General features: G+C 54.1%; 25 protein-coding genes and 1 riboswitch. Of the genes, 22 read left to right on the top strand and 3 right to left on the bottom strand.

From position 1 onward, the window contains the following. Positions 1-3: 3 nt before the first annotated feature. The 3 genes from AC0YNX_RS10195 to AC0YNX_RS10185 all read left to right on the top strand — a co-directional run bounded on the left by AC0YNX_RS10195 (position 4) and on the right by AC0YNX_RS10185 (position 1152). On the top strand, positions 4-348 hold the full coding sequence (locus AC0YNX_RS10195) for a DUF3889 domain-containing protein (RefSeq protein ID WP_475815580.1): 345 nt from the start codon (positions 4-6) through the stop codon (positions 346-348). 55 nt (positions 349-403) lie between these two features. Next, positions 404-715, top strand: coding sequence for a heavy metal-binding domain-containing protein (locus AC0YNX_RS10190; protein ID WP_475815579.1), 312 nt, complete (start codon positions 404-406; stop codon positions 713-715). 128 nt (positions 716-843) lie between these two features. Further along, a complete protein-coding gene (locus AC0YNX_RS10185; RefSeq protein WP_475815578.1) occupies positions 844-1152 on the top strand; it encodes a rhodanese-like domain-containing protein in 309 nt (102 codons plus the stop codon). 73 nt (positions 1153-1225) lie between these two features. On the opposite strand, the gene AC0YNX_RS10180 is transcribed toward AC0YNX_RS10185, so the two are convergent. Beyond that, positions 1226-1756, bottom strand: coding sequence for a hypothetical protein (locus tag AC0YNX_RS10180; RefSeq protein WP_475815577.1), 531 nt, complete (start codon positions 1754-1756; stop codon positions 1226-1228). A gap of 178 nt (positions 1757-1934) precedes the next feature. Here AC0YNX_RS10180 and AC0YNX_RS10175 point away from each other — a divergent pair, with 178 nt between their 5' ends. From AC0YNX_RS10175 to AC0YNX_RS10135, 9 genes are all read left to right on the top strand, one after another. Continuing rightward, entirely contained in the window at positions 1935-4166 is a 2232-nt protein-coding gene (locus AC0YNX_RS10175) for a heavy metal translocating P-type ATPase (protein ID WP_475815576.1), read from the top strand. Positions 4167-4197: 31 nt separating this feature from the next. Continuing rightward, positions 4198-4445, top strand: a riboswitch (cobalamin riboswitch). Between the two features lie 22 nt (positions 4446-4467). Further along, complete coding sequence (locus AC0YNX_RS10170) at positions 4468-4644, top strand: hypothetical protein (RefSeq protein WP_475815575.1); 177 nt, start codon at positions 4468-4470, stop codon at positions 4642-4644. Between the two features lie 70 nt (positions 4645-4714). Further along, on the top strand, positions 4715-5746 hold the full coding sequence (locus tag AC0YNX_RS10165; RefSeq protein ID WP_475815574.1) for an ABC transporter substrate-binding protein: 1032 nt from the start codon (positions 4715-4717) through the stop codon (positions 5744-5746). A gap of 1 nt (position 5747) precedes the next feature. Then, complete coding sequence (locus tag AC0YNX_RS10160) at positions 5748-6791, top strand: FecCD family ABC transporter permease (protein WP_475815573.1); 1044 nt, start codon at positions 5748-5750, stop codon at positions 6789-6791. Then, positions 6788-7600, top strand: a complete 813-nt coding sequence (locus tag AC0YNX_RS10155; protein ID WP_475815572.1) for a heme ABC transporter ATP-binding protein — start codon at positions 6788-6790, stop codon at positions 7598-7600. The genes AC0YNX_RS10160 and AC0YNX_RS10155 overlap by 4 nt, the downstream gene beginning before the upstream one ends. Next, a complete protein-coding gene (gene cobT / locus AC0YNX_RS10150) occupies positions 7601-8677 on the top strand; it encodes a nicotinate-nucleotide--dimethylbenzimidazole phosphoribosyltransferase (protein WP_475815571.1) in 1077 nt (358 codons plus the stop codon). Positions 8678-8707: 30 nt separating this feature from the next. Then, entirely contained in the window at positions 8708-9307 is a 600-nt protein-coding gene (cobU, locus tag AC0YNX_RS10145; RefSeq protein ID WP_475815570.1) for a bifunctional adenosylcobinamide kinase/adenosylcobinamide-phosphate guanylyltransferase, read from the top strand. 42 nt (positions 9308-9349) lie between these two features. Continuing rightward, complete coding sequence (gene cobS / locus AC0YNX_RS10140; RefSeq protein WP_475815569.1) at positions 9350-10162, top strand: adenosylcobinamide-GDP ribazoletransferase; 813 nt, start codon at positions 9350-9352, stop codon at positions 10160-10162. 27 nt (positions 10163-10189) lie between these two features. Then, entirely contained in the window at positions 10190-11278 is a 1089-nt protein-coding gene (locus tag AC0YNX_RS10135; protein ID WP_475815568.1) for an NAD(P)H-dependent flavin oxidoreductase, read from the top strand. Positions 11279-11327: 49 nt separating this feature from the next. On the opposite strand, the gene AC0YNX_RS10130 is transcribed toward AC0YNX_RS10135, so the two are convergent. Next, positions 11328-11543 (bottom strand): hypothetical protein, encoded by a 216-nt coding sequence (locus AC0YNX_RS10130; RefSeq protein WP_475815567.1) that lies wholly within the window; start codon positions 11541-11543, stop codon positions 11328-11330. Positions 11544-12423: 880 nt separating this feature from the next. On the opposite strand from AC0YNX_RS10130, the gene hrpB reads away from it, so the two are divergent. The 10 genes from hrpB to AC0YNX_RS10080 all read left to right on the top strand — a co-directional run bounded on the left by hrpB (position 12424) and on the right by AC0YNX_RS10080 (position 25061). Next, entirely contained in the window at positions 12424-14973 is a 2550-nt protein-coding gene (gene hrpB, locus AC0YNX_RS10125; protein WP_475815566.1) for an ATP-dependent helicase HrpB, read from the top strand. A 41-nt stretch (positions 14974-15014) separates the two neighbouring features. Next, positions 15015-15299: a DUF1294 domain-containing protein gene (locus AC0YNX_RS10120; RefSeq protein ID WP_475815565.1), complete on the top strand. Its 285-nt coding sequence runs from the start codon at positions 15015-15017 to the stop codon at positions 15297-15299. Between the two features lie 210 nt (positions 15300-15509). Then, complete coding sequence (locus AC0YNX_RS10115) at positions 15510-17606, top strand: HelD family protein (protein ID WP_475815564.1); 2097 nt, start codon at positions 15510-15512, stop codon at positions 17604-17606. A gap of 426 nt (positions 17607-18032) precedes the next feature. After that, the gene (locus tag AC0YNX_RS10110; protein WP_475815563.1) at positions 18033-19535 is read left to right on the top strand and encodes a stalk domain-containing protein; all 1503 of its coding nucleotides are present in this window, start codon (positions 18033-18035) and stop codon (positions 19533-19535) included. A gap of 129 nt (positions 19536-19664) precedes the next feature. Continuing rightward, positions 19665-20450, top strand: coding sequence for a nucleotidyltransferase domain-containing protein (locus tag AC0YNX_RS10105; RefSeq protein WP_475815562.1), 786 nt, complete (start codon positions 19665-19667; stop codon positions 20448-20450). A 72-nt stretch (positions 20451-20522) separates the two neighbouring features. Further along, positions 20523-21632, top strand: coding sequence for a DUF3900 domain-containing protein (locus tag AC0YNX_RS10100; protein ID WP_475815561.1), 1110 nt, complete (start codon positions 20523-20525; stop codon positions 21630-21632). Continuing rightward, the gene (locus tag AC0YNX_RS10095; RefSeq protein ID WP_475815560.1) at positions 21568-22026 is read left to right on the top strand and encodes a ribosomal maturation YjgA family protein; all 459 of its coding nucleotides are present in this window, start codon (positions 21568-21570) and stop codon (positions 22024-22026) included. Before AC0YNX_RS10100 ends, AC0YNX_RS10095 begins: the two co-directional genes overlap by 65 nt. A gap of 26 nt (positions 22027-22052) precedes the next feature. Further along, positions 22053-22811, top strand: coding sequence for an SDR family NAD(P)-dependent oxidoreductase (locus AC0YNX_RS10090; protein WP_475815559.1), 759 nt, complete (start codon positions 22053-22055; stop codon positions 22809-22811). Between the two features lie 168 nt (positions 22812-22979). Beyond that, positions 22980-23648 (top strand): response regulator transcription factor, encoded by a 669-nt coding sequence (locus AC0YNX_RS10085; protein ID WP_475815558.1) that lies wholly within the window; start codon positions 22980-22982, stop codon positions 23646-23648. Positions 23649-23651: 3 nt separating this feature from the next. Further along, complete coding sequence (locus AC0YNX_RS10080) at positions 23652-25061, top strand: sensor histidine kinase (protein WP_475815557.1); 1410 nt, start codon at positions 23652-23654, stop codon at positions 25059-25061. A 45-nt stretch (positions 25062-25106) separates the two neighbouring features. On the opposite strand, the gene thrC is transcribed toward AC0YNX_RS10080, so the two are convergent. Further along, positions 25107-26333: a threonine synthase gene (thrC, locus tag AC0YNX_RS10075; RefSeq protein ID WP_475815556.1), complete on the bottom strand. Its 1227-nt coding sequence runs from the start codon at positions 26331-26333 to the stop codon at positions 25107-25109. Between the last annotated feature and the right edge of the window lie 124 nt (positions 26334-26457).

Genomic DNA, 26457 nt, shown 5'->3' with positions numbered 1-26457 from the left:
GCGATGAGAGCAGTATGGATGACAATGGTGCTAGCCGTGTTTATGTTTAGCACGACGGCAATTCAAGCTGGCGCGGAGCCGGCATATGCCAAATGGGGCAGACTTGCGATGAAGGAAACAACGCAGCGTTACCATGCCGATATTATTGATTACAAGCATCTTGGCCGCAAAGTGGAAGACGGCGGACTGATGACGGAGACGTTTCGCCTGCAGCTGCGCAAAGGATCTAGAGAGTTCGAAGTGACCGTACGCATTTGGTTCGAGCAGCAGAGCGAGCGGGTTGTGCGCATTCATTTCTCGGAGGATGACAGAAAGAATGGGCTGCCGGCTGCGATGGTATTAATTTGAATCTTTTTGCAAAGCTGCACCGTATGACACCATATACCAAATGGGAGGGATACGAATGATTTTATCAACGACACCAACAATTGAAGGCCAGCCGATTCAGCAGTACTTAGGCGTTGTAACTGGGGAAGCGATTATGGGAGCGAACATCGTGCGCGATCTGTTCGCGTCGATTACAGATATCGTCGGCGGACGTTCCGGCGCGTATGAGACGAAGCTGAAGGAAGCAAGGGACTTAGCGTTTGGCGAAATGTCCAGCCAAGCTTCCCGCATGGGCGCGAATGCGGTCGTCGGTATTGATATTGATTATGAAGTGGTGCGAGACGGGATGCTGATGGTTGCTGTTAGCGGTACAGCGGTTCGCGTATAACAGAAGAAGCAGCGTCTGGTGAGAACCGGATGCTGTTTTTTATGTCATTATAGGGTGGACATATTGAGCTTACGAAGAGTAAAATGCTACTAGCACAAGACCTATGCTTGAAGGAGCTGTAACTGGAAATGAGAGAAATGATGGCAAGCGAGCTGGAAACCCGGCTGCGTGAGGGAGAGAAGCTGAACGTTATTGACGTTCGAGAGCCTGACGAGTGGGTAGACGGACATATTAAAGAAGCGGTGAGCATTCCGATGTCCGTATTCGTGGAGCGTCTCGGCGAGCTGAACGATATGGAGGAGCCGATCTACCTGGTCTGCCGAAGCGGCAACCGCAGCGGCAGAGTGGGCGACTACTTGTCTGCACAAGGCTATGAAGTCGTGAATGTGCTTGGCGGAATGATGAGCTGGCCGGGTGAAGTTATAACCGGCGAATAAGCTTTGCTGTATGAAAAAAAAGCATTTTGATCATCCACAGAGGGTGAGCAAAATGCTTTTTTATTTGCGCGATTCAGTCGTAGCCGCCTTCTGCCTCAGGCAGCGCCTTGTATTCTTCCCTGGCAGCTATGATCTGCATAATGTCTACGCGAAGCTGCCTGAGCTGAATCGCCTCATCGGATACACTGCAATATCGATCTGTCCACGAAAACTCACGCGTCTCGCCGTCTATCGTTATTTTCCACGTATCCTCTCCATATGGCGTTTGCTCACAATTGGCGGTACGGGAATCTTGATCTTTAATAGGTAGATTCATCATGTCGATCGCTTTCATTTTCGCATAGATGTTTGCCATCTCATCTGCCGATAAGATGAGGTTCGCAGTCGCGGTGCCTTTCACAATTAAATCCTTCGTTACCGTATCGGTATAGGTGTTGACTTCATTCTTATTTATCTCTCCGTAGCCAAAGATGACCGAGAAGTCGAATTCGCTCGGCATCTCATCCGGCATCTTCGTGTTCCTTCTCTCACCGCAGCCTGATAGCAGCAGCATTATTGCGAGAAGCGTGAGCTGAACCGCTCGAATACGCGTCCGCGTTCGCATTTGCATTCTCTCCCTTTTTTGGACGTTCTTATGTCTTATGACGAATTCCACCTGCATTTGTTGCAGAAGTTCTGTGTTTGAATCATGAGGGAGACAACCTGACCATATATTGGAGAGTAGGACAGCTTATTGCGATGTAGCAGGCAAATAGCTTTAGCTCCTGAGCAGGGAGGAATGGATGACGATGCAGCAGCAAGAGCAGAGCGACGGTGTATTGGATTTGCGCATTCAAGGCATGAGCTGCACGGCTTGCGCGACCCGAATTGAACGGGCTGTCGGCAAGCTGGCTGGCGTGACTGCCGTGTCGGTTCATTATGCGGCCAAATCCGCTTATGTTGCTTATACGCCAGGCAGTATTACGCCTACCGCGATTATGGATCGCATTGAGCAGATTGGGTTTCATGCTTCTCCGCACGGGAAAGGCGGGGACGGCTCTTCCGAAATAGATGCGCTGCGTCTGCGCGTATTCGGTGCGATTATATTGACGCTGCCGCTTCTATGGACGATGGCACATCATTATAGCTGGTCGAAAGGTATTCCCGTGCCGTTATTCATTCAAGAGCCGCTGCTTCAATTCGTGCTTGCGGCGATTGTGCAGTTCTTCATCGGCATGCCGTTCTACTTCGGCGCCTTCTATGCGCTGCGGGAGCGGACTGCCAATATGGACGTGCTTGTCGCCATCGGGACGTCTGCTGCATTCGTGTACAGCTATATCGCGATGATGACGGGCGGGGCGCTGTACTTTGAGACATCGGCCGTCGTCATTACGGCGGTGCTCGGAGGCAAGCTGCTCGAAGCGACCGCGTCGGAGCGGGTCATTCAGGAAAATGACAGCTTCGGCGCGTTAGAGGCGAAGGAAGCAGTCGTCTTGCGAGCAGGACGAAGAGAGCGGATACCGCTAACGCAAGTTAGAGAAGACGACCAGTTATTTGCTGCGGTGAATGAGCCGATCCCGGCTGACGGCATCATCGTGGAAGGACAATCTGCAATCGACGAATCCTTCCTGACGGGCGAGAGCGCACTCGTAACGCGCACGGTAGGCGACCGCGTCTTTGCGGGTACGATTGTGCGCGGCGCAGAGCTTGTTATTCAAGTAACGGCCATAGGTCATCAGACGATGCTTAGCCGAATTGCAGCACTAACGAGGCATGCGCAAGCGACCAAATCGACGATCGGCCGCAGAGTGGACCAGATGGCGGCTATCTTCGTGCCGGTCATGATGGTGCTGTCTCTAGGAACGCTGCTCATATGGCTGTTATGGCTTGAGCCAGGCAAGTGGGGAACCGCCTCGATTCACGCGCTAGCAGTGCTGCTCGCAGCATGCCCCTGTGCGCTTGGGTTAGCAGCGCCGATCTCGCTCGTCATTGCGACAGGGAAGCTTGCAAGAAGAGGCATCGTGTTGAAGGAAGCGGGCGCGCTCGAACGGCTTGCGCAGCTTAATACCATTGTGCTCGATAAGACGGGCACGCTAACGGAAGGCAAGCCGGCGTTAACAGAAGTATATTCGCTGAGCGGTGAACCAAGCGCGCTTCTTCGATTGGCAGCGTCTGCGGAAGCGAGTTCGCCGCATCCATTCGCCTCAGCCATCATTGCTGCTGCAAGACGTGCTAGTATTGATGCGCCGGAATGCTCTGCGTTTCTAGCTTTTCCAGGCAAAGGAATCGAAGCGAATGTCGAAGGCAAACGGATTGAGATTGGCAATGCCGTGTTCGCTGCTGAACGGTCTTGGAAGATGAGCCGTGTGATGCATAGCTTCATCAATAGGAAAGAAGCTTCAGGAGAGACAGTTATCTATGTCGCGATTAACGGGAGTTGCGCAGGCGCGTTCGCTTTTGCCGATCAGGTGAAGCGCTCCTCCAGAGAGGCCGTGCAACTGCTCAACGGAGAAGGGCTGATGGTATTGCTCGCAACCGGTGACCATGTCTCTGCTGCGAATAATGTAGCGGACCAAATCGGAATTGCAAGCGTTCATGCGTCAATGCTGCCAGAACACAAAGCAACGCTTATCCGAGAGCTGCAGGATAAGGGATATGTCGTTGCGATGGCGGGCGACGGATGGAACGATGCGCCTGCTCTCGCGGCTGCTGACGTTGGCATTGCAATGGGCGGCGGTACGGAAGCTGCGCTCCATGCCGGACATATGACGCTGCTGCGCGCCAGACTGACAGGCATCTATGAAGCGCTTATCATCAGCCGTCTGACCGTTCGCAACATCCGGCAAAATCTCGGCTTCGCGTTTGTCTATAACTCCATCATCATTCCTTTTGCAGCGGTAGGAGGCATTGAACCGTGGATGGCAGGGACCGCTATGGCGCTAAGTTCTGTGTCTGTCGTTGGCAATGCGCTGCGCTTAAATGGGCAGATGACTAGGGCGCTCGGGAGGAAGAAGCACGCTATAGACAACCTATAACCCAAATGGTATAGTTACACAAGCACAATTGCATAGTACGCGTAAAACAGGTGCTTAGAGGATCAAATATCTTCTTAGCTTAATAGGGAAGTCCGGTGAAAGACCGGCACGGACCCGCCACTGTAAGGAGCGCAGGTTGCTAGCTTTAAGCATCGAATTCGCTTAGGCAAGCAATCGGCACTGTATCCATAGATGTCACTGAACGGCTATTGGCCGCGCGGGAAGACGTGGATAACAGATGCTCCAAGTCAGGAGACCTGCCTGTTTCGTAAACTTACGCTGCCTACGAGGACTTAGGCAGGTGTTAGAGATTGGCCTAGGCACGAATTCCGCCATCGCTTGCTCGCTAGCTTGCTTGTTCGTTCGCAGCTTGCCTGCTCGTGGCGTAACCGTCCGTCTGCCGCTGCTTAAGCGTTGCATGAGCATTTCTGACATCTGTCTGTCGGGAATGCTCTTTTTTGCATTCACCGACCTGTAGCATTGAAGATTCGTGAATGGGAATGGGAGAGAGATGGGGAATGAGAATGAGACAAACAATTCGTTCAAAAATGACACTAGCACTGATGGTGCTGCTGCTCATCATGATTACGGCAGCTTGCGGTACCGCATCGAATTCGAACGCGAATACAGATGTGAAGGGCGCAAACAACACGGCTTCCAGCAACACGAATACGGCCTCAACCGACCAGAATGCGGCCAAGAATAACACAGGTGCAAACAATACAACGAATAATAGCAGCGCGAGTACGAGCGAGACTACATATCCGCTGACTGTGAAGGATGTAACTGGAACGGAGCTAACCTTCCAGAAGGCCCCTGAGCGTATTGTGACGCTGCTCCCAAGTGAGACGGAAATCGTCTACGCAATTGGTGCAGGTCCAGCGCTGGTTGGCGTGGACGACTTCTCCAACTATCCGAAGGAAGCAGCTGCAATCACGAAGATTGGCAGCATGGATGCCGATATCGAGAAGATTGTATCGCTGAAGCCCGAGCTTGTCCTTGCATCGTATACGATGGGGCAAGCCGTCGTTGATAAGTTGCGTTCGCTTGGCATTCAAGTGTACGCAACCGATCCGAAGAACTATGATGGCGTGATGGACAAAATCAAACAAATCGGATCGATTCTGAACAAGTCCAGCGAAGCGGAGGCTGTTGCTATGCATATGGCTGACGTGCGCGAGCAGGTTGTTAATGCCGTTAAAGATGCGCCGAAGCCGAATGTTTACCTGGAATTCTCTCCAGGCTGGACGGTAGGGAAAGGCGAGTTTCTGGATGAACTCATCACGCTCGCAGGCGGCACGAACATTGCAACAAACGCTGGCTGGTACGAGATTGACCCCGAAGCCGTCGTGAAATCGAATCCGGAAGATATTATCTACGCTTCAATGACGCTGAAGGCAGGCGAGAAGAATCCGATTCTGACGGCAATCGAGACTCGTCCCGGCTGGAATACGATTAATGCCATTAAGAATAAGCAAGTGTTCGAAGTGGACCAAGATCCGCTCACACGCGTAGGCCCGCGCCTTGCGGAAGGGCTGCTGGAAGTGGCGAAGAAGCTGCATCCGGACCTGATTCACTAAGATGCGTGCGAAGTTAGCGATTTATGGAGGAGCAGCGATGCTCCTCTTAGCTGTATCTATTGTCGTCAGCTTGTCGATCGGTTCATCGGGCTTGCCGCTTGCCGATGTCTGGGGCATCCTCATTCATCAGCTGCCGTGGATGTCTGATCCAAGCACCCACTGGGATGCTAGTGAAATTGCTATCGTGACACAGCTGCGGTTGTCGCGCGTCCTGCTTGCCGTATTCGTCGGAGCTTGCTTGGCTCTTGCAGGCAGCGGCTTCCAAGGCGTCCTGCGCAATCCGCTTGCCGATCCGTTCACGCTGGGCGTAGCCTCGGGGTGCTCGGTGGGCGCAGCGTTTATGATTGTTTTTGGCTATACGGCTTGGCTCGGGTTATGGTCGGTTCCGCTTGTTGCTTTTGGCACGGGAATGGTCACGCTTGTGCTCGTCTTCACGCTCTCACGGGCACGCGGCACGATGAATGTGGAATCGCTCATTTTGTCCGGCGTCATTGTACAAGCGTTTCTCGGTGCATTCGTCTCGTTCATGGTCTCCATGTCGCAAGGCGTCGTGAATGAAGTGATGTTCTGGCTGATGGGCAGCTTGAGTACGCGCAGCTGGGAGCATGTGAAGCTCATTATGCCTTTTGCCATCGTTGGCTTGCCGCTTATGTTCCGATATGCTCAGCATTTGAACTTATTCGTTATGGGCGAGCGGCACGCAGGGCATCTCGGCGTGAATGTGGAACGGACGAAGCTGGTCGTGCTCATCCTCTCCACGCTGTTGACAGCGGTTGCGGTCTCCATCGCCGGCGTTGTCGGCTTCGTGGGACTTGTCGTACCGCATCTGATCCGATTGCTGGTCGGACCGGATTATCGGATTATAATTCCTCTCTCTGCGGTAGGCGGAGGAATCTATCTACTATGGGCAGACACGCTTGCTCGAACAGCGCTTAGCCCGAAAGAGATTTCGCTGGGCGTCGTTACGGCAATCATCGGAGCCCCCTTCTTCGCTTACCTGCTCTATCGGCGCAAAGTGCTGCAAGGGGGAGGTGCTTCCGTATGATCGTTGTGGATCAAGTCTCTAGACGAATCGGAGCACGGACCATTGTGCAGGATATTAGCTTCAGCGCGGAGAAAGGCAGAATGTATGGCATTATTGGACCGAACGGCGCTGGCAAAACGACACTTCTGCAGCTGCTCTCAGGTACGGATGTGCCGACAAGCGGTGAAGTTCTTCTGCAAGGGCAAGCAATTCGTTCCATTAAGCGAAAAGAATTGGCGAAGCGGGTAGCTGTCCTTCAACAAGGGGGCATTCCAGCAGCTGCTTTCACAGTTCGTGAAGTGGTGCAGATGGGCAGGTTCCCGTTTCAAAATTGGCTCGGCGAAGAGAAGGGGGACAGCGAGCAGCTCATTGACGATGCGATCGAAACGATGGGGTTGACCTCGCTGGCGAATAGGCAAGTAGACCAGCTCAGCGGCGGCGAGCGGCAGCGGGTTGCGCTTGCGAAGGTCATGGTACAAGAGCCGGAGCTGCTGCTGCTCGATGAGCCGACCACGTATCTCGACATCGGCTATCAGGTACAGCTGCTTGATACGGTAAAGCGATGGCAGCAGGAGAGACAATTAACCGTCATCGCGGTTCTGCATGATTTGAACCTTGCGGCGCATTATTGCGATGAGCTGCTCGTGCTGCAGGATGGGCGAGCGGCTGCATATGGACCGCCTTCAGCCATAATGAAGCCGGAGCTGATATTGGAAGTGTTCGGAGCGAGAGCGGTTATTCTGCCGCACCCGGAGACCGGCGTGCCGCAGCTGCTGCTCGCTCCATCTGTGGCGCCGAGTGAGACACGTTTATTGGAGAGGGAGATATAGATGACACAACCTGAGCTTGAACTTGAGAAACAGCTTCAAGAGATTGCTTCACGGATTACTCCGTTAGTTGCTGAAAGCATAGACGCAGCCGAGCACCACCTGAACAGCTTAACAAAACCGCCTGGCAGCTTAGGCAAACTGGAAGAGATTGTTCGGCAGCTTGCTGGGATCACCGGTGAGATAACGCCTGACTTAACGAAACGCGCTGTTATTGTGATGGCAGGCGACCATGGGGTATGCGAAGAGGGGATCAGTGCATTTCCGGCAGAAGTTACGCCACAGATGGTAATGAACTTCTTGGCTGGAGGCGCTGCAGTCAATGTGCTCGCTCGAGGAGCTGGCGCAGATGTGTTCTGCGTGGACATGGGCGTCAACGCGGATTTGAGCCATGAAGCGCTCATCAGCTGCAAGACGCGCAAAGGAACGGCGAATATGACCAAGGAAGCTGCGATGTCCCGCGAGGAAGCGCTCGCTGCGATCATTAGCGGTTATGAGATTACAGAGAAGCTAGCAGTTGAACAGGGCTATCGGCTGTTCGCGACAGGCGAGATGGGCATCGGCAATACGACGGCAAGCGCTGCGCTGTGTTCGGTTCTCGGCTCAATGACGCCGGATGAGGCGGTCGGACTCGGCACGGGCATTAATGAGGAACGCCGCAGCCATAAAGTCGATGTCGTACGCCGGGCAATTGCATGTAATGCGCCTAATGCGGATGATCCGATTGACGTGCTTGCCAAAGTGGGCGGACTCGAAATCGCCGGACTAGTCGGCGTTATTCTCGGCGCGGCTGCGAACCGCTCGCTTGTTGTCATCGATGGGTTTATTTCATCGGCAGCGGCTCTCGTTGCCGCAACCATCGCACCACAGGCGGCTGCTTATATGCTCGGTTCTCACTTGTCGCAGGAACAGGGACATCGCAAGCTGCTTCAGACCATCGGCTTATCGCCGATGCTCCATCTGGATATGCGACTCGGCGAAGGGACTGGCGCCGTTCTTGGATTCCATATCATAGACGCTGCGCAGCGGATTATGCGGGAAATGGCAACGTTCGAAAGCGCCGGGGTATCACGAGGCTAGAGCTAGAAGATCAGGAAGCGAGTGATTGGAATGGCGGTATTCATCACCGGCGGAGCCCGCAGCGGGAAGAGCGGATTCGCGGAAGCGTATGCGATGAAGCTGGCGAAGCAGGGCATCTATATTGCCACTTCGCAAAGCTGGGGCGACGAAGAAATGATTGCGCGCACGGCGTATCATCAGCTTACGCGTGAGCAATCCGGCTACGGTTGGCAGACAATTGAAGAGCCGTATGCGCTCGCGGAATTGCTTATGCAGCTTGAGAGAGCGGGAGCACGTACAGATGAAGGGCATGAGCGCAAAGCGGTGCTCGTCGACTGCTTGACGCTATGGCTGACGAATTGGATGCTTAAGCTCGATGAGGAAGAGAGCGAGCAAGAGTTGCGCGATTCCAAGCTGCAAGCGGTTATCGATCAACTAGTGGAGGCTGTTGCTGCCTACACAGGTCCGCTACTGCTTGTGACGAATGAAGTGGGCAGCGGGATCGTTCCCGCTTATCCGCTCGGACGCCGATTCCGTGATGAAGCGGGACGTATGAACCGCAAGCTGGCTGCGCGCTGCGAGCAAGCGCTGCTTGTGGTAGCGGGCATTCCGCTCGATTTGAAGGCGCATGCTTTTCACATTGGTGAGTAAAAAGTTATGCTCGGCTGAATTCATAGTCGTGGGAGGGGCGGCATGATTGCAAAGTTTATGAAAGACCAGCTGCAAGCGGCAGGCACGGCATTTCAACTGCTGACCCGAATTCCTATTCCTGCCGCACTCCCGTTCACTCCGCAAGTGCTCGCACGAAGCGTCGCTTACTATCCGCTGGCTGGACTTGTCATTGGAAGCATCGTCGCAGCGCTTGCATGGTTGCTCAATGGACATGTGCCGAGCATGCCTGCAGCTGTCCTCGTGCTGATTGTGATGACGACGCTGAGCGGCGGTTTGCATGTGGACGGCTTCATGGATACCGCTGACGGCGTGCTCAGCAATCGACCACGTGAGCGCATGCTGGAGATTATGAAAGACAGTCGTGTCGGAGCGATGGGCGTACTGGCGGCAGTACTGCTGTTCTTGTTTAAATTCTCGGCGTTGGCTGCGCTGCTTGCTGAGCGCCCCGATTGGGAGTCGGTTGCACCGCTCCTTGCGCTCGCGTTCAGTTGGAGTCGGCTGTGGATCGTCGCTGCGATGGTGCTATGGCCGTTCGCTCGCCCGAACGAGGGGATGGCATCCTTGTTCAAGGAAGTTCGCTTGCGCCACGCGGCTGCTGCACTTACTGTTCAGTTGGTGCTCGTTTGCGTCGTTGTCGTTATTTTTTCATCTGCATGGGATGGTATTTGGCTAACGCTGATTGTCCAAGCTGTTATTATGGCTGGTCTGGGAAGCATCGCGTGCGGCTGGCTGTCTCGTAAGCTTGGCGGTTTGACTGGCGACACGTATGGAGCGGTAAGCGAGATCATTGAGGCTGGGTTGATTTTTGCCGTTATGATGCTGGTTGGGCACTAGTAGATGAGAGTGAAGGTGGCATTCAATATGCTGGAAACGAACTTAACGCGCTTGCTGGGCATCAAGCATCCGATTATTCAAGCGCCAATGGCCGGTGGCCCGACGACGCCTGAGTTGGTGGCAGCTGTCTCGAACGCAGGCGGATTGGGCAGCCTCGGAGCGGGATACATGACGCCGGAGCAGATTCGCAGTGCGATCCGCGAGATTCGCAAGCTTACAGCTCGACCTTTTGGCGTGAACTTATTCGTTCCGGAGGAGCCGAATGCGTCAGAAGAAACGATCGCAACGATGAATGATGTGCTGAATGGTTATCGTGAAAAGCTCGGAATAGACGCTAACCCTTCAATCCCGAAATATGCAGAAAGCTTCGAAGAGCAAGCGAAAGTGCTGCTGGAGGAAAATATACCTGTGTTTACCTTCACCTTCGGCATTCCATCGGCGAAACTGTTGGAAGCGATGAGGCAGCAGGGAATCGTCCTCGTCGGCACAGCGACAACCGTAGAGGAAGCTATTAAGCTGGAAGCAGCCGGGGTCCATGCGATCGCGGCGCAAGGAAGCGAAGCGGGCGGACATCGCGGCACGTTCTTGAAGAGAGCAGAGGAGTCCTTAATCGGCACAATTGCTCTCGTCCCGCAAATCGTGGACCAGGTGTCCGTTCCGGTCATTGCTTCCGGCGGCATCATGGATGGACGGGGGCTTGTTGCGAGCCTTGCGCTTGGCGCTTCCGCTGTACAGATGGGCACGGCGTTCCTCGCTTGTCCGGAGAGCGGCGCACATGCTGCGTTCAAACAGAAGATTCTGTCCGCTCACGAGGATTCAACCGAGATTACCTATGTCTACTCAGGCAAAGCCGCGCGTGGGATTCAAACGGAATTTATGCGTGAGATGGGTGCCTACAAAGAGGAAGTGCCAGAATATCCGATTCAGAATGCGATGACGAGAGACATTCGCCAAGCCGCTGCAAAGGCAAATCAACCCGAGTATATGTCGCTATGGGCAGGTCAAGGGCTGCGGTTAGCAGGCGAGCGTACTGCTGCTGAGACGGTTGAGACAGTGATGAAGCAGGCGGAAGAGCTAATTGGCGGGATGGGCAAGTCAGGTGTGCGGAGCGAGTAGTGTACGAGTGTCGTGGAAGCCTATTATGAGGCTCCACGGCATTTTTTGTTTAATCTTGCGTTATCGCGTGGCTCTCCAATTCACCGTTCTTATTAAATGTAAGTCGCAGCAAGCTGTCGTCTACACCTAAGCCAGCTCTACCCAAGAGATAAACGAATTGTCGTTCGGGCTGATCTACAATCTGCTCTGGTTTGCCCAGTAAATCAATTATTTCGGACTCCTTCATTCCTTCGAGCTCGTACTTGCTGGTTAAGTCTTGAACCATGCTATTTCTGTTCTGCGGGTTGCTCTGCCAGGCTTCTGTCGAAAATGCCTTGCTGCAGGAACATAGAAGGAGCAGGATGAGTGAAATGAGAACTAGTTTCTTCATATGACCATTCCTTTCCAGATAATGACTATAGAACTGGACGAAGACTTGCTGGGAAAAGTTGCGGGAACCGTGTTTGGAAGTAGGGAGTAGCTTAGGGGATACAGATGTCGGTCAAAATGGAGAACCGAGCAGAAGAGTGACTCTGGGGGATACACATGTGGGGGGAAACGGAGAACCGAGCAGAAGAGTGTCACTGGGTAATACACATGTCGGGGAAAATCGGAGAAAAGAGCAGCAGAGTGACCCGGGGGGGATATACATTGGTGGAAAATCGGAGAAACGAGCAGGAGAGTGACCCTAGGGGATACACATGTGGGGGAGCTCGGAGAAAAAGAGTAGAAGAGTGACCCTGGGGGATACATATGTCGGGGAAAACGGAGAAGCGAGCAGATGAGTGACCCTGGGGGATACACATGTCGGGGAAATCGGAGAAACGAGCAGCAGAGTGACCCTGGGGGATACACATGTGGGGGGAAATCAGAGAAACGAGCAGCAGAGTGACCCTGGGGGATATACATGCGGGGAAAATCGGAGAAAAGAGTAGAAGAGTGACCGTGGGGGATACATATGTCGGGGAAAACGGAGAAGCGAGCAGATGAGTGACCCTGGGGGATACACGTGTGGGGGGAACCAGAGAAACGAGCAGCAGAGTGACCCGGGGGGATACACATTGGGGGGCTGACGATCGAGTGATGAATGGGGTTTTGACGTTGAAAGCGTAAAGTCCCTATAATAGAACATACGAATTCGATTCGTTGGACAGGGGACTCATGGAATGGATGATCGGAAAGAACAAATACATAAGCAAGGCGAGCTGCCAATAGACGGCTTGCTGCCTCAGCTTCAGCAGGTGCTGGCTGAGCGTAGCTCGGCTGTGCTCGTAGCGGCGCCCGGGGCAGGGAAAACGACCCGAGTACCGCTGGCGTTGCTTGACGCGCCATGGCTGGCAGGCCAGCGAATTCTTATGCTGGAGCCGCGCCGATTGGCGGCGCGTGCAGCAGCGCGGTTCATGGCGGCAACGCTTGGCGAGCAGGTCGGCGGAACGGTCGGATACCGCGTTCGGATGGATACGAAGGTAGGACCTTCAACGGTGATTGAGGTGATCACCGAAGGGGTATTAACACGCATGTTACAAGCAGACCCGGCGCTTGAAGGTGTCGGGGTTGTTATCTTTGATGAGTTCCACGAGCGCCATCTGCATGGCGATCTTGGACTCGCGCTATGTTTGCAGACGCAGTCGGTACTTCGCGACGATCTGCGGCTGCTTGTCATGTCAGCGACGCTGGAAGCAGAGCCAGTCGCGGAGCTGCTTGGCGGTGCGCCGCTTCTCGTGAGCGAAGGGCGCGCTTATCCGGTGGAGACGCATTATGCGGCGCAGCCTAAGCTGCATGGCGGCGGACGCGTGGAAGATGCGGTCGCGCGCACGGTCTTGGAAGCGGTGCATCGGAATGAAGGCGATACGCTTGTCTTTCTGCCGGGAGCGGGCGAGATTCACCGCGTTGCCGGACTGCTTCGCGCATCGGCGGCGTTGCCGGCTGGCACGGAAGTCGTTCCGTTATACGGCGCACTATCGCCGGAGGCTCAGGATCGTGCCGTCGCGTCATCTGCGAAGGGCGAGCGCAAAATTGTCCTCGCGACGACAATCGCGGAGTCGAGCGTCACGGTCCGCGGCGTCCGCATCGTCGTCGATAGCGGACTAAGCCGCGTTCCGCGCTTCTCGCCGCGGACGGGCATGGCACGGCTGGAAACCGTGCCGGTGTCGGTCGCCTCGGCGGATCAACGCCGCGGGCGTGCCGGGCGCGAAGCGCCAGGCGTCTGCTACCGGCTGTGGACGGAGCAGGAGCACCGGCAGCTGCAGCCGCAGAGCGAGCCGGAGCTGCTCAGCGCAGATCTTGCGCCGCTCGCGCTCGAACTAGCGATCTGGGGCATCGCCGATCCGTTCGAGGAGCTTGCGTGGCTGACGAAACCGCCGGCGGCCGCTTATGCGCAGGCACTGGAGCTGCTGCGCGAGCTTGGCGCGCTTGATGCGGGAGGCAAGCCGACTGCGCACGGCAAAGCGATGGCCGAGCTCGGCATGCATCCGCGCCTCGCGCATATGGTGCTCGTGGCGAAGCCGCTCGGTCTTGGCGAAGCGGCATGCGAGCTGGCCGCGCTGCTCGGCGACCGCGATCTGCTTCGGCAGACGCGCAGCATAGATATGCGGCTGCGAGTGGATGCGCTGCGCGGGCGCGCCGCCGGCGGCGAGCAGCCGGACGCCGCCGTGCTGGGGCGGCTCGCCGCGGAGGCGCGCGAGTGGATGCGCGCCGCTGGCATTGCGCCGAAGCCGCGGCAAGCGACAGCCACCGCGGACACGGACGCTCACGCGACCGGGCTGCTGCTCGCGCTCGCGTATCCGGATCGCATCGCGCAGCGTCGAGGCGACGGCCGGTTTCTGCTGCGCAGCGGCCGAGGCGCGGCTGTGCAGGAGCTGCAGCCGCTCTCCAGCGCGACGTACCTCGCGACTGCGGAGCTCGAGGATAGCGGCAGCGACAGCCGCATCCTGCTCGGCGCGCCGATCACGCTCGCTGAGATTGAGCGGCACTTCGCCGATCAGCTTACCGATGAGGCGGATGTTCGGTGGGACAGTCAAGCTGGAGCTGTGCGGGCTCGGCGGCGCGTACGATTAGGTGCGCTTATCTTGAAAGATACGCAGCTCGAAGGAGCTGACCATGAGCTTGTTATGGAGGCGCTCTTCAGCGGCATCGCCGAGAAAGGACTGGATATACTCCCTTGGACGAAGCAAGCTCGCCAGCTGCAAGCGCGGATTGCGCTTATGCATACGCACAATGCGAGCTGGCCCGATGTCTCCGAGGAAGCGCTGCTTGGATCTCTTCCTGAATGGCTCGGCCCTTATGTAGGCGGTACGCGCAATCGCTCTGATCTAGCCCGCCTCAATATGGCGCAGATTATAGAGTCGATGCTGTCTTGGCAGGAGCGCTCGCAGCTTGATGATGAAGTGCCGACGCATATCAAAGTGCCAAGCGGTTCTCGTATTCCTGTCGATTACAGCAATCCGGAGGCGCCAGTGCTCGCGGTTAGGTTACAGGAGCTGTTCGGTCTTGCGCAGACGCCGCGCATTGCAGGCGGTAAGCTGCCGATTACCATCCATCTGCTGTCGCCGGCGCAGCGGCCGGTGCAAGTGACGCAGGACTTGGCAAGCTTCTGGCAGAACACCTATTTTGAAGTGAAGAAGGACTTGAAAGGTCGGTATCCTAAGCATTATTGGCCGGACAATCCGCTTGAGGCCCAGCCGACAAGCCGCGTGAAGCCACGACCGCAAGCTTGATTCGCACTAATCTGTATGGAAAGAAGTGAAATAAGCTCAAAATGACACTGCTTATAAAAATATTCGTCCTTTACCTCATCATTATGAACATCTACGTGTTCAATCTAATGCGTATCGATAAGCGGCGTGCCACGAGGGACCGCAGGCATCGGATACCAGAGAAGACATTGCTCGGAATGAGCCTGTTCGGAGGCTCGCTTGGAGGCGTTTTTGCGATGCGGATGTTTCGGCATAAGACGAAGCATCTCGCTTTTTCCCTTGGGATGCCCCTCATGCTGGTACTTCACGTCGCGCTGGTTTGCTTGTTAATTCGGTACATGCTGTAACATTTTGGAATGACTTGGTATGAATTGACACTTACAGATTGATATGCTATATTGTTCACTCGTGCTCCGTGAACGGAGCTTTTATACGCCATTATTTATACGAACAGACCAAGCCGCATGCGAATGCGGCTTTCGCCGCCTTCTATTGCAGAAATGCGGGGGAGCTGCTAGCAACAATCAGGCTTGAAGTCGCAGAGGGAGGTAACTGACATGACCGTTCAAAGTGCCTTTCAAGAAGAGGCTGCACGGGTTGAAGAAGTGCTGATGCACATTCGGGAGCAGCTTCGTACGATCGGACCGCGTTACACCGGCAATGATTTTACTGAGCAAATGCTCGAAATTCAACGTGAACAGCGGCAGCAAAGGTTGGAGGTTGCGCATCGCGAGCCGTATTTTGGCCGGATTGACTTTCAAGAAGTCGTTCATCCTGATCCCAAACCGCTCTACATCGGTAAAGCTGGCGTCGCCCATGAGAAGTCGAACGAAGTGCTTGTCGTCGATTGGCGCGCACCGGTAGCCAGCTTATTCTACGCGTTCAGCGGCGGGGAAGCGCCCGTCACTTACGAATCGCCGGATGGCGACGTGGAAGGGACCGTTCATCTCAAGCGCAACCTGATGGTGCGCGAAGGGAAGCTTGAGCGAGTGGTCGACAGCTATGTTCGAGGGCAGGAGGAAGAATCCGTCACTGACGAATTCCTGCTTTATCGGCTCGGAGAGAGCAAGGACAACAAGCTGCGCGACATCGTTTCGACGATTCAACAAGAGCAGGACAGCATTATTCGGACAGACAAGAACAAAGCTGTCTTCATTCAAGGGGTAGCCGGCAGTGGTAAAACAACCGTTGCGCTCCATCGTCTCGCGTATTTGCTGTACCGTTATGCAGGCGCGATTCGCGCGGATCGGATGGTTATTTTTGCGCCGAACCGGATGTTCCTTGACTATATTTCCGGCGTTCTGCCGGAGCTGGGCGTTGGCGATATTTTGCAGACGACATTTGCCGATTGGGCGCTTGAGCAGCTGCAAGGAGCCGTTCGTCTCGACGAGGATTTCGACCCGTTTACGTATTGGTTCGAGCATCCGCGCACGAGAGAAGAGATGGATACTTCGACGAGCCGCTTGAAAGGCAGTCTTGCTTTCAAAGAGCTGGTTGACGCGAAGCTTACGCTCACCGAATCATCGCTTATTCCGGAAGAATCCTTCGAGCCGATGGCTGGTTGGAAGGTGACGCCGGCGATGATCATCGAATGGCTCTCGACCGATGATAGCAAAGAGCCTTATATGAAGAGACATGCGAGACTGGTCAGCCGCTTGAAGCGCTGGCTGGAGTCGGAGTGGAAAACACGCAGGCTCACGGACAAGACGCTTAAGTCGAAGCTGAACACGAAGTTAAATGCATATACGAAGAAAATTCCTTCCTTTACAGCACCGCAATTGTACAGCTCGCTTCTTGGCGAAGCGGCTGCGCAGGAGCTGTTTGGGGTTCAGGCATGCAAGGATACGATTAAATCGCTCAAAAAGAAGGTTATACTCCCAGAGGATCTTGCCGCGCTCGTGTACATTCAGCTTCGAATGTACGGCAACGAGCAGCCGCCATATGATCACATTGTCATTGATGAGGCGCAGGACTATTCGCCTTTCCAGCTTGAAGCATTGAAACAGTGCCAACGTCAGCCGTCCATGACGGTACTCGGCGATTTGCAGCAAGGAATTCACGGCTATGCCGGCATTCACAGCTGGAAGGAGCAAACCGCGCTGTTTCCGGAAGCGGACACGGGTTATTTCGAGCTTGATCGGAGTTACCGTTCGACGATGGAGATCATTGACTTTGCGAACCTGGTGCTCGGCGGCATGGGCGACGGCGTGAAGCCGGCTGTCCCCGTGTTCCGTAGCGGCGAGGCTGTGGATGTGATCGATGCGGGGTCGGATACCGACCGGCTCGCGGGAGTTGTGCAAACCGTGAAGGAGTGGCAGGCTTCCGGCCACTATCGGACGATGGCTGTGCTCGGGCGGACTGCCCGTTCATGTGCGGCGATTGCCGCGCAGCTGCAAGCAGCAGGTGTGCCTTGCTCGCTCGTCGAGAGCAAGCAAGAGGCTTATGGCGGCGGATTAACCGTCGTCCCCGCGTATTTGGCAAAGGGGCTCGAGTTCGATGCCGTGCTCATCGCCGATGCCGATGCGGATAGCTTCGGCGCGAATGACGCGAAGCTGTTGTATGTAGCCTGCACGCGTGCGCTTCATAAGCTGAAGCTGCTGTACAGCGGCAAGCTGACGACGCTCGTAACGGAGCAGCCGGTGGCGGTTGGTTGAACGTAACGCTCGCTAGCGCTAGGTGCTGCTTCGGCGAGAGCTGACTGTTCCGGCAAAGAGAAGCCTGTAGGTCACCACATAGCTTGAAAATAAGTGTTTGCGGCAAAAGAGAAGCCTGAGGGTCACTACATTGCCTGTAAATTGGCGGTTTAGGTGAAAGTGAAGCCTGTAAGTCATCACATTGGCAGACTTTCCAGTGATAAGAGTGAAAGAAGTGCCTGTGAAGCTCTTCTTTATTGGCAATAGAAGTATGCGTGCAGAGAAATTCCCTTAACAGGGGCTTTCTCTGCTTTTTTTTGTACTGAGATTTCCCTCGCGGCAAACTGTCAGCTTATAAATTCCAACTCCCCGCAACTAATCACGCTCCTCCTGCGTCCAAATATAGGAAATTACATGTGTAATTTTCCACGAACTAGGAGGACTCAAATGCCAAAGAAACTCATCAGCCTAATTATTTTCCTATCTGTGATCATTACCTTCAATATGAGCGCTTACGCCGCTCCAACGCCTGCTGCGCCTGATGGCGTACAGAACGATCCCCTATCGGATGTCGCGAAGTTCTATCGCTTCAAGTCATTATTAACTATGAGCTTGCAGCAGCCCGGAGCTGTACTCAACGATCAGAACATTCAATCGAGCAAGGCGATTCTAAGACAAGGCCGCGTCTTTATCCCGCTGCGTACCTTGATGAGCAGTTCTACTGTGAAACATGTAAGTTGGGATGCGCTGAAGGGGCAAGTGCATATCCAGCTTAACCCGGCGATAAATCGTAAATGGACCGACATCGTTTTCCAAATCGGAAAGGGCCAGTTATATCATGAGAATGGAACGCTTCTGCTTCCCTCTATTCCGAAGCCCTTCCTATCCAACGGCAGCATCTACTTGCCAGCCGTCGCACTCGCCAATCTAGGCTTCACGATGAATAAATCCGGAAGCGAGATCCGTCTCGAATGGAGTCAGTTATGGTATCAACAGCAATCATCGCAATGGGCAACCGATCAAGAAACATCGACCTTCTCAATCTTGGTCGAGCAGGGGTTACCGGCACCAGAGCTGGTACCATTCTATCCGGCACAAGTTCAATCCGTTCAATACGCTCAATTGGTGAAAGGTCAATTATCAACCACGCCTATCGTACAAGACGGCCGTACATACAATCGGCTGACGTACACCGTGCATCTGCGTCCAGGGAACAATCCACTGAAGCTCAAGCATTCGCTGGCTCCTAGTGAGAGCATCCAGCTAGCAATACTCCGCCGCATTCCGGCAGGAGTGACGGTGCCCATCTACATGACCGATGAAGGCAAAACGCATCTACAGATCAATGAGCCCGCGAGCGGCTTCGAAACCGTGAAAGTAGGCAACGCGCTCCAGGTAAAAGGCGAACTGTTGTCCTCATCCAGCATGCAGATTGTTATAAGCAAATTCACGAACTCTGGAGCCGAGCAGCTTGTAGTAGACGGCCCATCTTTTACGAAACAACTAACCTTCGACAATGGTCCCGGCTACTACTTAGTGAGCTTCGTCGGCCAGGATCATCAATTGTGGGCCGAATTCGTCGTCTTCGCGCTGGACGATTCGTATTTGAATTATTCAGACGACGCAGATCCGAACGTCGCCATCGCAAGAGAACACGGCGACCCGCTGCCGCCGCTGCTAAGCGAAGGCTGGATATCCGAGCAATTGCTTGAGCAAATCTATAATATTGGCTGGACTACGAATAGACAGCTGGGGGTGGTATTGGGTTCATACGATTTTTACTTTATTCGCAATACGAAGCCGCCTGAGCTTCTTTTCCATTGGATCATTAATTGGAGTATGTACGACGTGACTATAGATGCTAGCGACATGCCTGCATGGATGGTAAAGAACAACGACACATTTTATTTCCAGATTAGCGCGTTACAAGAATTCGGTCTGGTTTCATAATATGAAAATTTCGCAAGCCATATTTTCTCTTTATCGCCTAAGCATCAGGCATTATGATGGCATCAGCAGAGCATTTTCCAATAGGCGAGGTGCATCGGAAACATGTTACACCCATCCGTAGAGCGAAAGATGAGCAAGTTAGCCCGTGCGCTCCAGAGCAGAACTTCTCTCATCGAGTCCATCTATCTGTATGGCTCGGTCGCGTTAGACGATTATATTGACGGTACGAGCGATATCGATTTTGTAGCTATTGTTCGTGTGAAGCCAGCTGATACGGACATCAAAGCAATCCGCGAGGCGCATGAGGAGACGGAGCAGGAGTTCCCTGAGGTCGACATCATGGGTATGTACTTGCTCGCGCATGAGCTGGGCCAGCCGTACAGCGCAGACCGTTATTCTCTAACCTTCTACAACAAACAGCTTCACACGAACGGATTTGGAGCCGATTGGAATCCGATCACATGGTGGACTCTGAAGCATCACGGCATCCGCGTCGCGGGAGTTGAGCAAACGATGGATTACATTCTCGATTCGCAGTCGCTGGTGAGCTATGTTATCGAGAATATGAACAGCTATTGGTTAGGTTGGATTGAGCGGTTAGAGCAATTCATAGCGAGTAAGGGAAGCTTCTCGAGCGGACAGTTGGATGAAGCAGTCGATTGGTGCGCGCTTGGCATGCTACGACAGCTCTACACCGTTTCAGAACATGGTATTAAGAGCAAGGTTCAAGCTGGTCAATATGGACTAACGGTCATTCCAGAGCAATGGCACAGCATCATTCAAGAAGCGATATGGATCAAGCAGCTTCGCCCTGAACGAATTTATACGGATAATGACAAGAGGCTGGGCGATCTCGCGGCATTGCTGCGATACATTCATGCGGAAACGAACCGAATCTGCAGCTCCCCGAACTAGAAGCATGTATCTATCCGAAAACGAAATATGCTAAACTAGTGTCTTAATGTACTTACAAAAGGAGCCGCATCAATGGATTTTATCGTCGAGTATTTATCGTTCTTCGTGATTCAAGGCGAAGGCGGCGACAATAACGCTGCCAAGACCTTTAAACATTTTCAGACGCTGGACCGCTACGATTACGCAGATAGTGAGCTGAAGTCGTTCCTGGACGGCGAGTTTACCCGCATTTGCAAAAGAAAAGCAGAGCGCCATCCGTCCACGGAATCCGCTCCGACGAAGATCGGCCGGTTTATCGTGGAGCCAGGCTACGAGCTGGACAGCAATCCGAACTACAATACGCTTCAGCGTCTTCGCCAGTCTGCATCCGCACAAGAGTTCCACGGCTTCGCCGATGAGCTTGTTCGGCTGTACATGGAAGCGGCGGCCGTTCGAGGCGGCGCCTTCATCGTCGTGCATGCGACGCCGAACCGGCATACGGACGAGCCGCTTCTGTTCGTGCTCAAGTGTGATTTTGAGCCGAAGATTGCACGGATTACGGATGAGCATAATTTGATCTCGCATGTCGAGATGGCGATTAGCGCGCGGAATATGAAGTCGATTCAATATCCGTTCATGCCGGAAGATGGGATGCTTGAGCCTTGGGAGATGAAGATCCACCAAGCGTCGCATGCCAGATATTTCGAGGATTTCCTCCGGTTCGTGAGCTATGAGAAGGCGATGCCGGAGCTGATGAGCGACCATATGCTCGAGATGGTTCACGAGTATATGGAGGATAAATGGCAAGGTCATGCGAGCGAAGCGCGCGAACAGGAAGCGCAGCAATTCGAGGTATGGGCCGCGAGCGAGAAGCGGGAGCTGCAGGAATCTTGGCCGCAGGAGCGGGTTGTCGCCGCAGCGGAACGGCTTGTTGAACAGCAGCCTAACTTGAGCGTGGCGTTCAAGCTGGGCGATTGGGCAGTCAAAGGGCCGCTTGCCGAATTCGGCCAATCGATCCATTTTGCAACCTACAACGGTCGTTATATTGCTCTTATCGAAGGAGACGGCTTCCAGTTCGATCGCAGCATGTCGCCGGTGGAGCTCCTGCAGCCGCCGGATTTGCTGGAGGTGCTTGAGTTTGTCGGCAAGAAAAAAGAGAAAGCAGCCGAGTCAACGTCAAGGCTCGACGATCTTCCATACTAGACGCTGGCTGTATCTCGTTGCGGCGGGAGTGGTGATTGTATCAGGCCTTGCCGTCAGACGTTACCAGGAGGCTATGCCTGGATGGATTGCCGAGCACGCGGGAGATGCGCTGTGGGCGAGCATGATCTACTTAGGCTTCCGATTCTGCTTCTATAAGCTGAGGCTTCGTGTAGTTACAATCATGAGCCTCAGCTTCTGTTATCTAGATGAAATCAGCCAGCTGTATCAAGCAGACTGGATAAACCGAATTCGTGAAACGACGCTTGGGGCGCTTGTGCTTGGTCATGGCTTTCTGGTTGTCGATCTGATTCGATACACCGTAGGCGTTGGAGCGGCATACAGCATCGACCGCTTGTTGTTCCAAGCGAAGCGACGAGGCTTTCGTCCATTCTAGCAGGAGCTAAGGAGGCGTAATACGAGATGCAAGCGAGCAGAACAAAAGCAGCAATCGTAACAGGGGTTTCGCGCGGATTAGGGGAAGCCATTGCAGAAGCACTTGTCCAGCAAGATTATCAGGTATATGGAATTGCGCGGACATCTTCGGGAGAACTTCTTAGTCGCGAAGCAGCATTCACCTTCCTCCCCTGTGATCTGGCGGATACTGCAGCGGTGGAAGCTACCTTCAATTCTATCGCCAATTCCGTCAGCTCTCAGCCCTTGGAGGAACTGCTGCTCATCAATAACGCAGCTATGCTGGAACCGCTAGGGCCGCTATCCGATCTGGAATCCGCAGAGATGGCGAAGCATCTGCAGACAAGCCTGCTCGCGCCAATGGTGCTATGCAGCCGGTTCATCAAGCTCGTTCAGGAACTGCCTATCCACGCCACAATCGTGAACGTAACCTCAGGTCTGGGCGAATATTCCGCGCCGTCCATGAGTATGTACTGCAGCGGCAAAGCGGCGCTCAATATGCTTACTCGCTGTATCGCGGATGAGCAGCGGGATGCCGCGCGTCCTATCCAAGCCTTCGCGTTCGATCCCGGCATGGTGGAAACCGCCATGCAAGTAACTGCGCGCGGGCAGAAGCGAGAGCAGTTCCCGCTGCAGCGCTTCTTCCAAGAGAGCCACGAGACAGGGAAGCTACGCCAGGCGTCAGATGTAGCTGCGGAGCTGCTGCGATTGCTTGAGAAGCCGCACCCTAATGGCAGTATATTGAGGGCGTACGAACAGAACTCGTAGCGATATTATGGTCAAGAAGCCTAGCCTGCTAGCTGCAGGTTGAGGCTTCTTTTGCTTTTTGCCGAGTATTGGTAAGATGGATTGGACTGTTCATATTCTGTTCATGATCGGGCCGTATATTAAGTGCATGATTTGCCATTCTAACGACAACCGGAGATGAACTTTAAGATGACGAAACTATTAATCGTCGATGACGATCCCCATATTCGCGAGCTTATTCGGCTGTTTCTCTCTCGTGAAGGCTTTGAAATTGTCGAGGCAGGCGACGGCGAGGAAGCGCTCCGCATTCTAGAGAACACGCAGGTTGACCTTGCTGTTCTCGACGTGATGATGCCGAAGATGGACGGCTGGGAGCTGTGCAGGGAGCTTCGTGAATCGACCGAGCTTCCAGTGCTCATGCTTACGGCGAAAGGTGAGACCAGCCAGAAAGTGAAGGGGTTCGAGCTAGGCGCAGACGATTATCTCGTCAAGCCGTTCGAGCCGGTGGAGCTTGTCGCTCGAGTGAAAGCTCTGCTCAAGCGTTACAGGATTGCGACTTCACATACGGTTACCGTTGGTAACGTGCAGCTCAATCGTTCGACGTATGCCATTACGATGGATGACACGACAATGACGCTGCCTATGAAGGAATTCGAACTGCTCTTCAAGCTTGCAAGTTATCCGGGCAAAACCTTCTCCCGCGAGCATCTCATCGAACAGCTATGGGGCTACGACTATGAAGGCGACGAGCGGACGGTCGATGTCCACATTAAGCGGCTTCGCGAGAAGTTTCCAGAGGAGCGGAGCCGAATCCGAATTCAGACGATCCGCGGCCTCGGATACAGGCTGGAGGTATAGCGTATGGAGATGCCTCTGTGGAAAAGAATACTGGCAGGTCTCGCGGGCCTCATCCTCATGAATTTTGCAATCTACTCCACGTTCACGGTCTCTTACACGGCGATATCTTACTACAAAGAGAAGCATAATCATTCGGCCTTAACGGCGCAGCTCGTGCATGACGGGCAGCTCATCTCGGACATTATGGCTAGCAAGCCAAGCAGTGAATGGAAGGATGTGCTGCTGCCGGCTGCAAGCAGATACGGCTACCGGATTGTACTAGTCGATGCAGCAGGGAAAGTGAAGACTTACGGCGATGCGGAGAATGCTGGCAGCCTGCCTTCTCAGGAGGCAACTGCGGCAGTGCTTGAACGCGGGGAGACAGTGGAGCTGCTGAAGCGGTCGAATCCTTTTGTCAAAGGAACCGCACTAGCGGGCATGAAGGTGAGCAGCAGCGGTAAGGATTATGCGCTGTTTATCCAAGAGGAAGCGCCTAGCTTGTATCGCGGCTTGCCGCAGCAGTTGTTCACGGTGTTTCTTGGATTCTTGCTCTTGTTTATTATTCTGCTTCTGATCGGTCGGCCATGGCGGCATCGGGATGGAGCTCGGGTATACATTAACGCGATCCGCCGCATGTCGAAGGGGGATTTCTCGGTATCGATTGCCAAATCCGAGCAAATCCCGCAATTCGGCGAGCTTGCCGCGAGCATTAACGATATGGCCGCTGAGCTGAGCCACTTGGAACAGATGCGCCAGACGTTCATCAGCAACGTCTCACATGAGATTCAATCGCCGCTAACCTCTATTCGCGGATTCGCCAAGGCGCTGCAGCACGAAGGTCTCGATGACGAACAGCGTAATCATTACGCAAGCATTATTGAGAATGAGAGTGCAAGGCTATCCAAGCTGAGCGACAATCTCCTCAAGCTGACGACGCTTGAAGCGAGGGAGGAGCCAACGAAGCTGAAGCCGCTGCGTCTCGATCAGCAGGTTCGGTCGATGATTCTTGCTTGCGAACCGCTCTGGATGGAGAAGAATATCGTTATGGATGTCAACTTGGACGAAGAAGTGACGATCTCAGGGGATAATGAGCTGCTCTCGCAAGTGTGGATGAACATTCTCGCGAACAGTATGAAGTTTACGCCTGAAGGCGGCACCGTGAGTGTTGAAGTGAAGCAGACAGCCGGTGGAGCGATCGTCTCCATAACAGATACGGGAATAGGAATCTCCGAAGAGGATCTGCCACACATCTTCGAACGCTTCTTCAAGGCGGATAAGTCGCGTAACCGCAAATTAGGAGGAAGCGGCCTCGGGCTGTCTATCGTTAAAAGAATTGTCGATATGCATCATGGGACTGTGACTGCGAGCAGTGTAGCAGATGCTGGCACAACCATTACCGTAACGCTGCCCACCGGTCAGCCGACTCAGCATTAATAAAGTACGCACTTCCTGGCATCCGCTCAGGAGGTGCGTTTTTTATTAAGAAAGGAGCTGGACATGCTGAATGCCTGCAGGCATATCGAGATACGTACGGAGTGCATCGGAATCTTTGAGAAGATGGCCGGTTACAATGCAGGCAGCTGTCTCATCTGGATGGATAGTGCCATCTTTCACTAGCTTGCGCAGACCGGCGACGCCAGCGGCAGACGCGGGCTCGGCGCCGATGCTTGAGCGGTCGAGCTGCAGCTTCGCTTCCATGATTTCCGTGTCAATTACAGCCGCTGTGACTCCGTTCGTTAGCTGCAGCACATCACGTGCTTTGCGCCAGCTCGGCGGGTTGCCGATGTTGAGCGCCGACGCCACCGTGAAAGGCTTCGCTTCCGGGGTTAGCGTATTGGCGCCGCTCGCAACCATCCGGTGGAACGGGCTTGCGCCTTCGGCTTGAATGACCGCTACTCTCGGCAGCTTGTCAATGAACCCGAGCGAGTGCAGATCGAGAAGCCCTTTACCTAGTGCAGACGCATTGCTTAGCGCACCACCGGGGAGCACGATCCAGTCCGGCAGCGTCCAATTCAAATCCTGAGCGAGTTCATATACGATGCTCTTCTGACCTTCAATTCGGAACGGGTTAATCGAATTGCACACATATATGCCTTCTGCTTCCGCGTGCTTATCGAGCCAACGGATTCCGTCATCATAAGTGCCGGTGAATGTTCGAACTTGTGCGCCGTAAGCGAGTGTCTGCAGCACTTTGTTCAGTGCGACCTCGCGGTCAGGAACGAGCACAACGGAAGGGAGGCCGGCGGTCGCCGCATACATCGCGAGCGAGGATGAGGTATTCCCGGTAGATGTGCATGCAAACTTGCGATAGCCAAGAGATTGCCCATGGGACACGGCAGCGGTCATCCCATTATCCTTGAAGGAACCGCTCGGATTCTCGCTCTGTGCTTTCAGCCACAGCTGTCTAACGCCAGTGAATGTCCGCACGGGCTCTGACTTGTATAATCCCGTATTGCCTTCATTGCGGGTAACGATGAACGGCTCTGGCAGCTCTGGCGCGATAAGCTCCTTATAACGCCATACACCGCTTGCAGACAGGGTATGGCGCTCCGCGCGGCGCTCATGAAACTGCCGCTTTAGCTGCTCTGCGTCAATTCTGCTAAAATCGTGTACGAGCTGAAAAAGACCGCCGCAGCTGCAAGTGTACCTCATGGGACTAGTGTCCATCTCGTATGTCGTATTGCAGATGATACATGCTGCTCTCATTGTGTAGATCCTCCTTTTGGATCGTTTGTCACGACTGTCTGGATTGGAGTCGTTCTACTACCTACAATAAGTTGGAATGATCTATAATACTAATACATATAAATTCGTAATTGATAATGTGAGA

The sequence above is a fragment of the Paenibacillus sp. J31R98 genome (assembly GCF_056269245.1).
The sequence above is the reverse complement of the archived record's forward strand: the minus strand, read 5'-3'. Positions and strand labels throughout refer to the sequence as shown.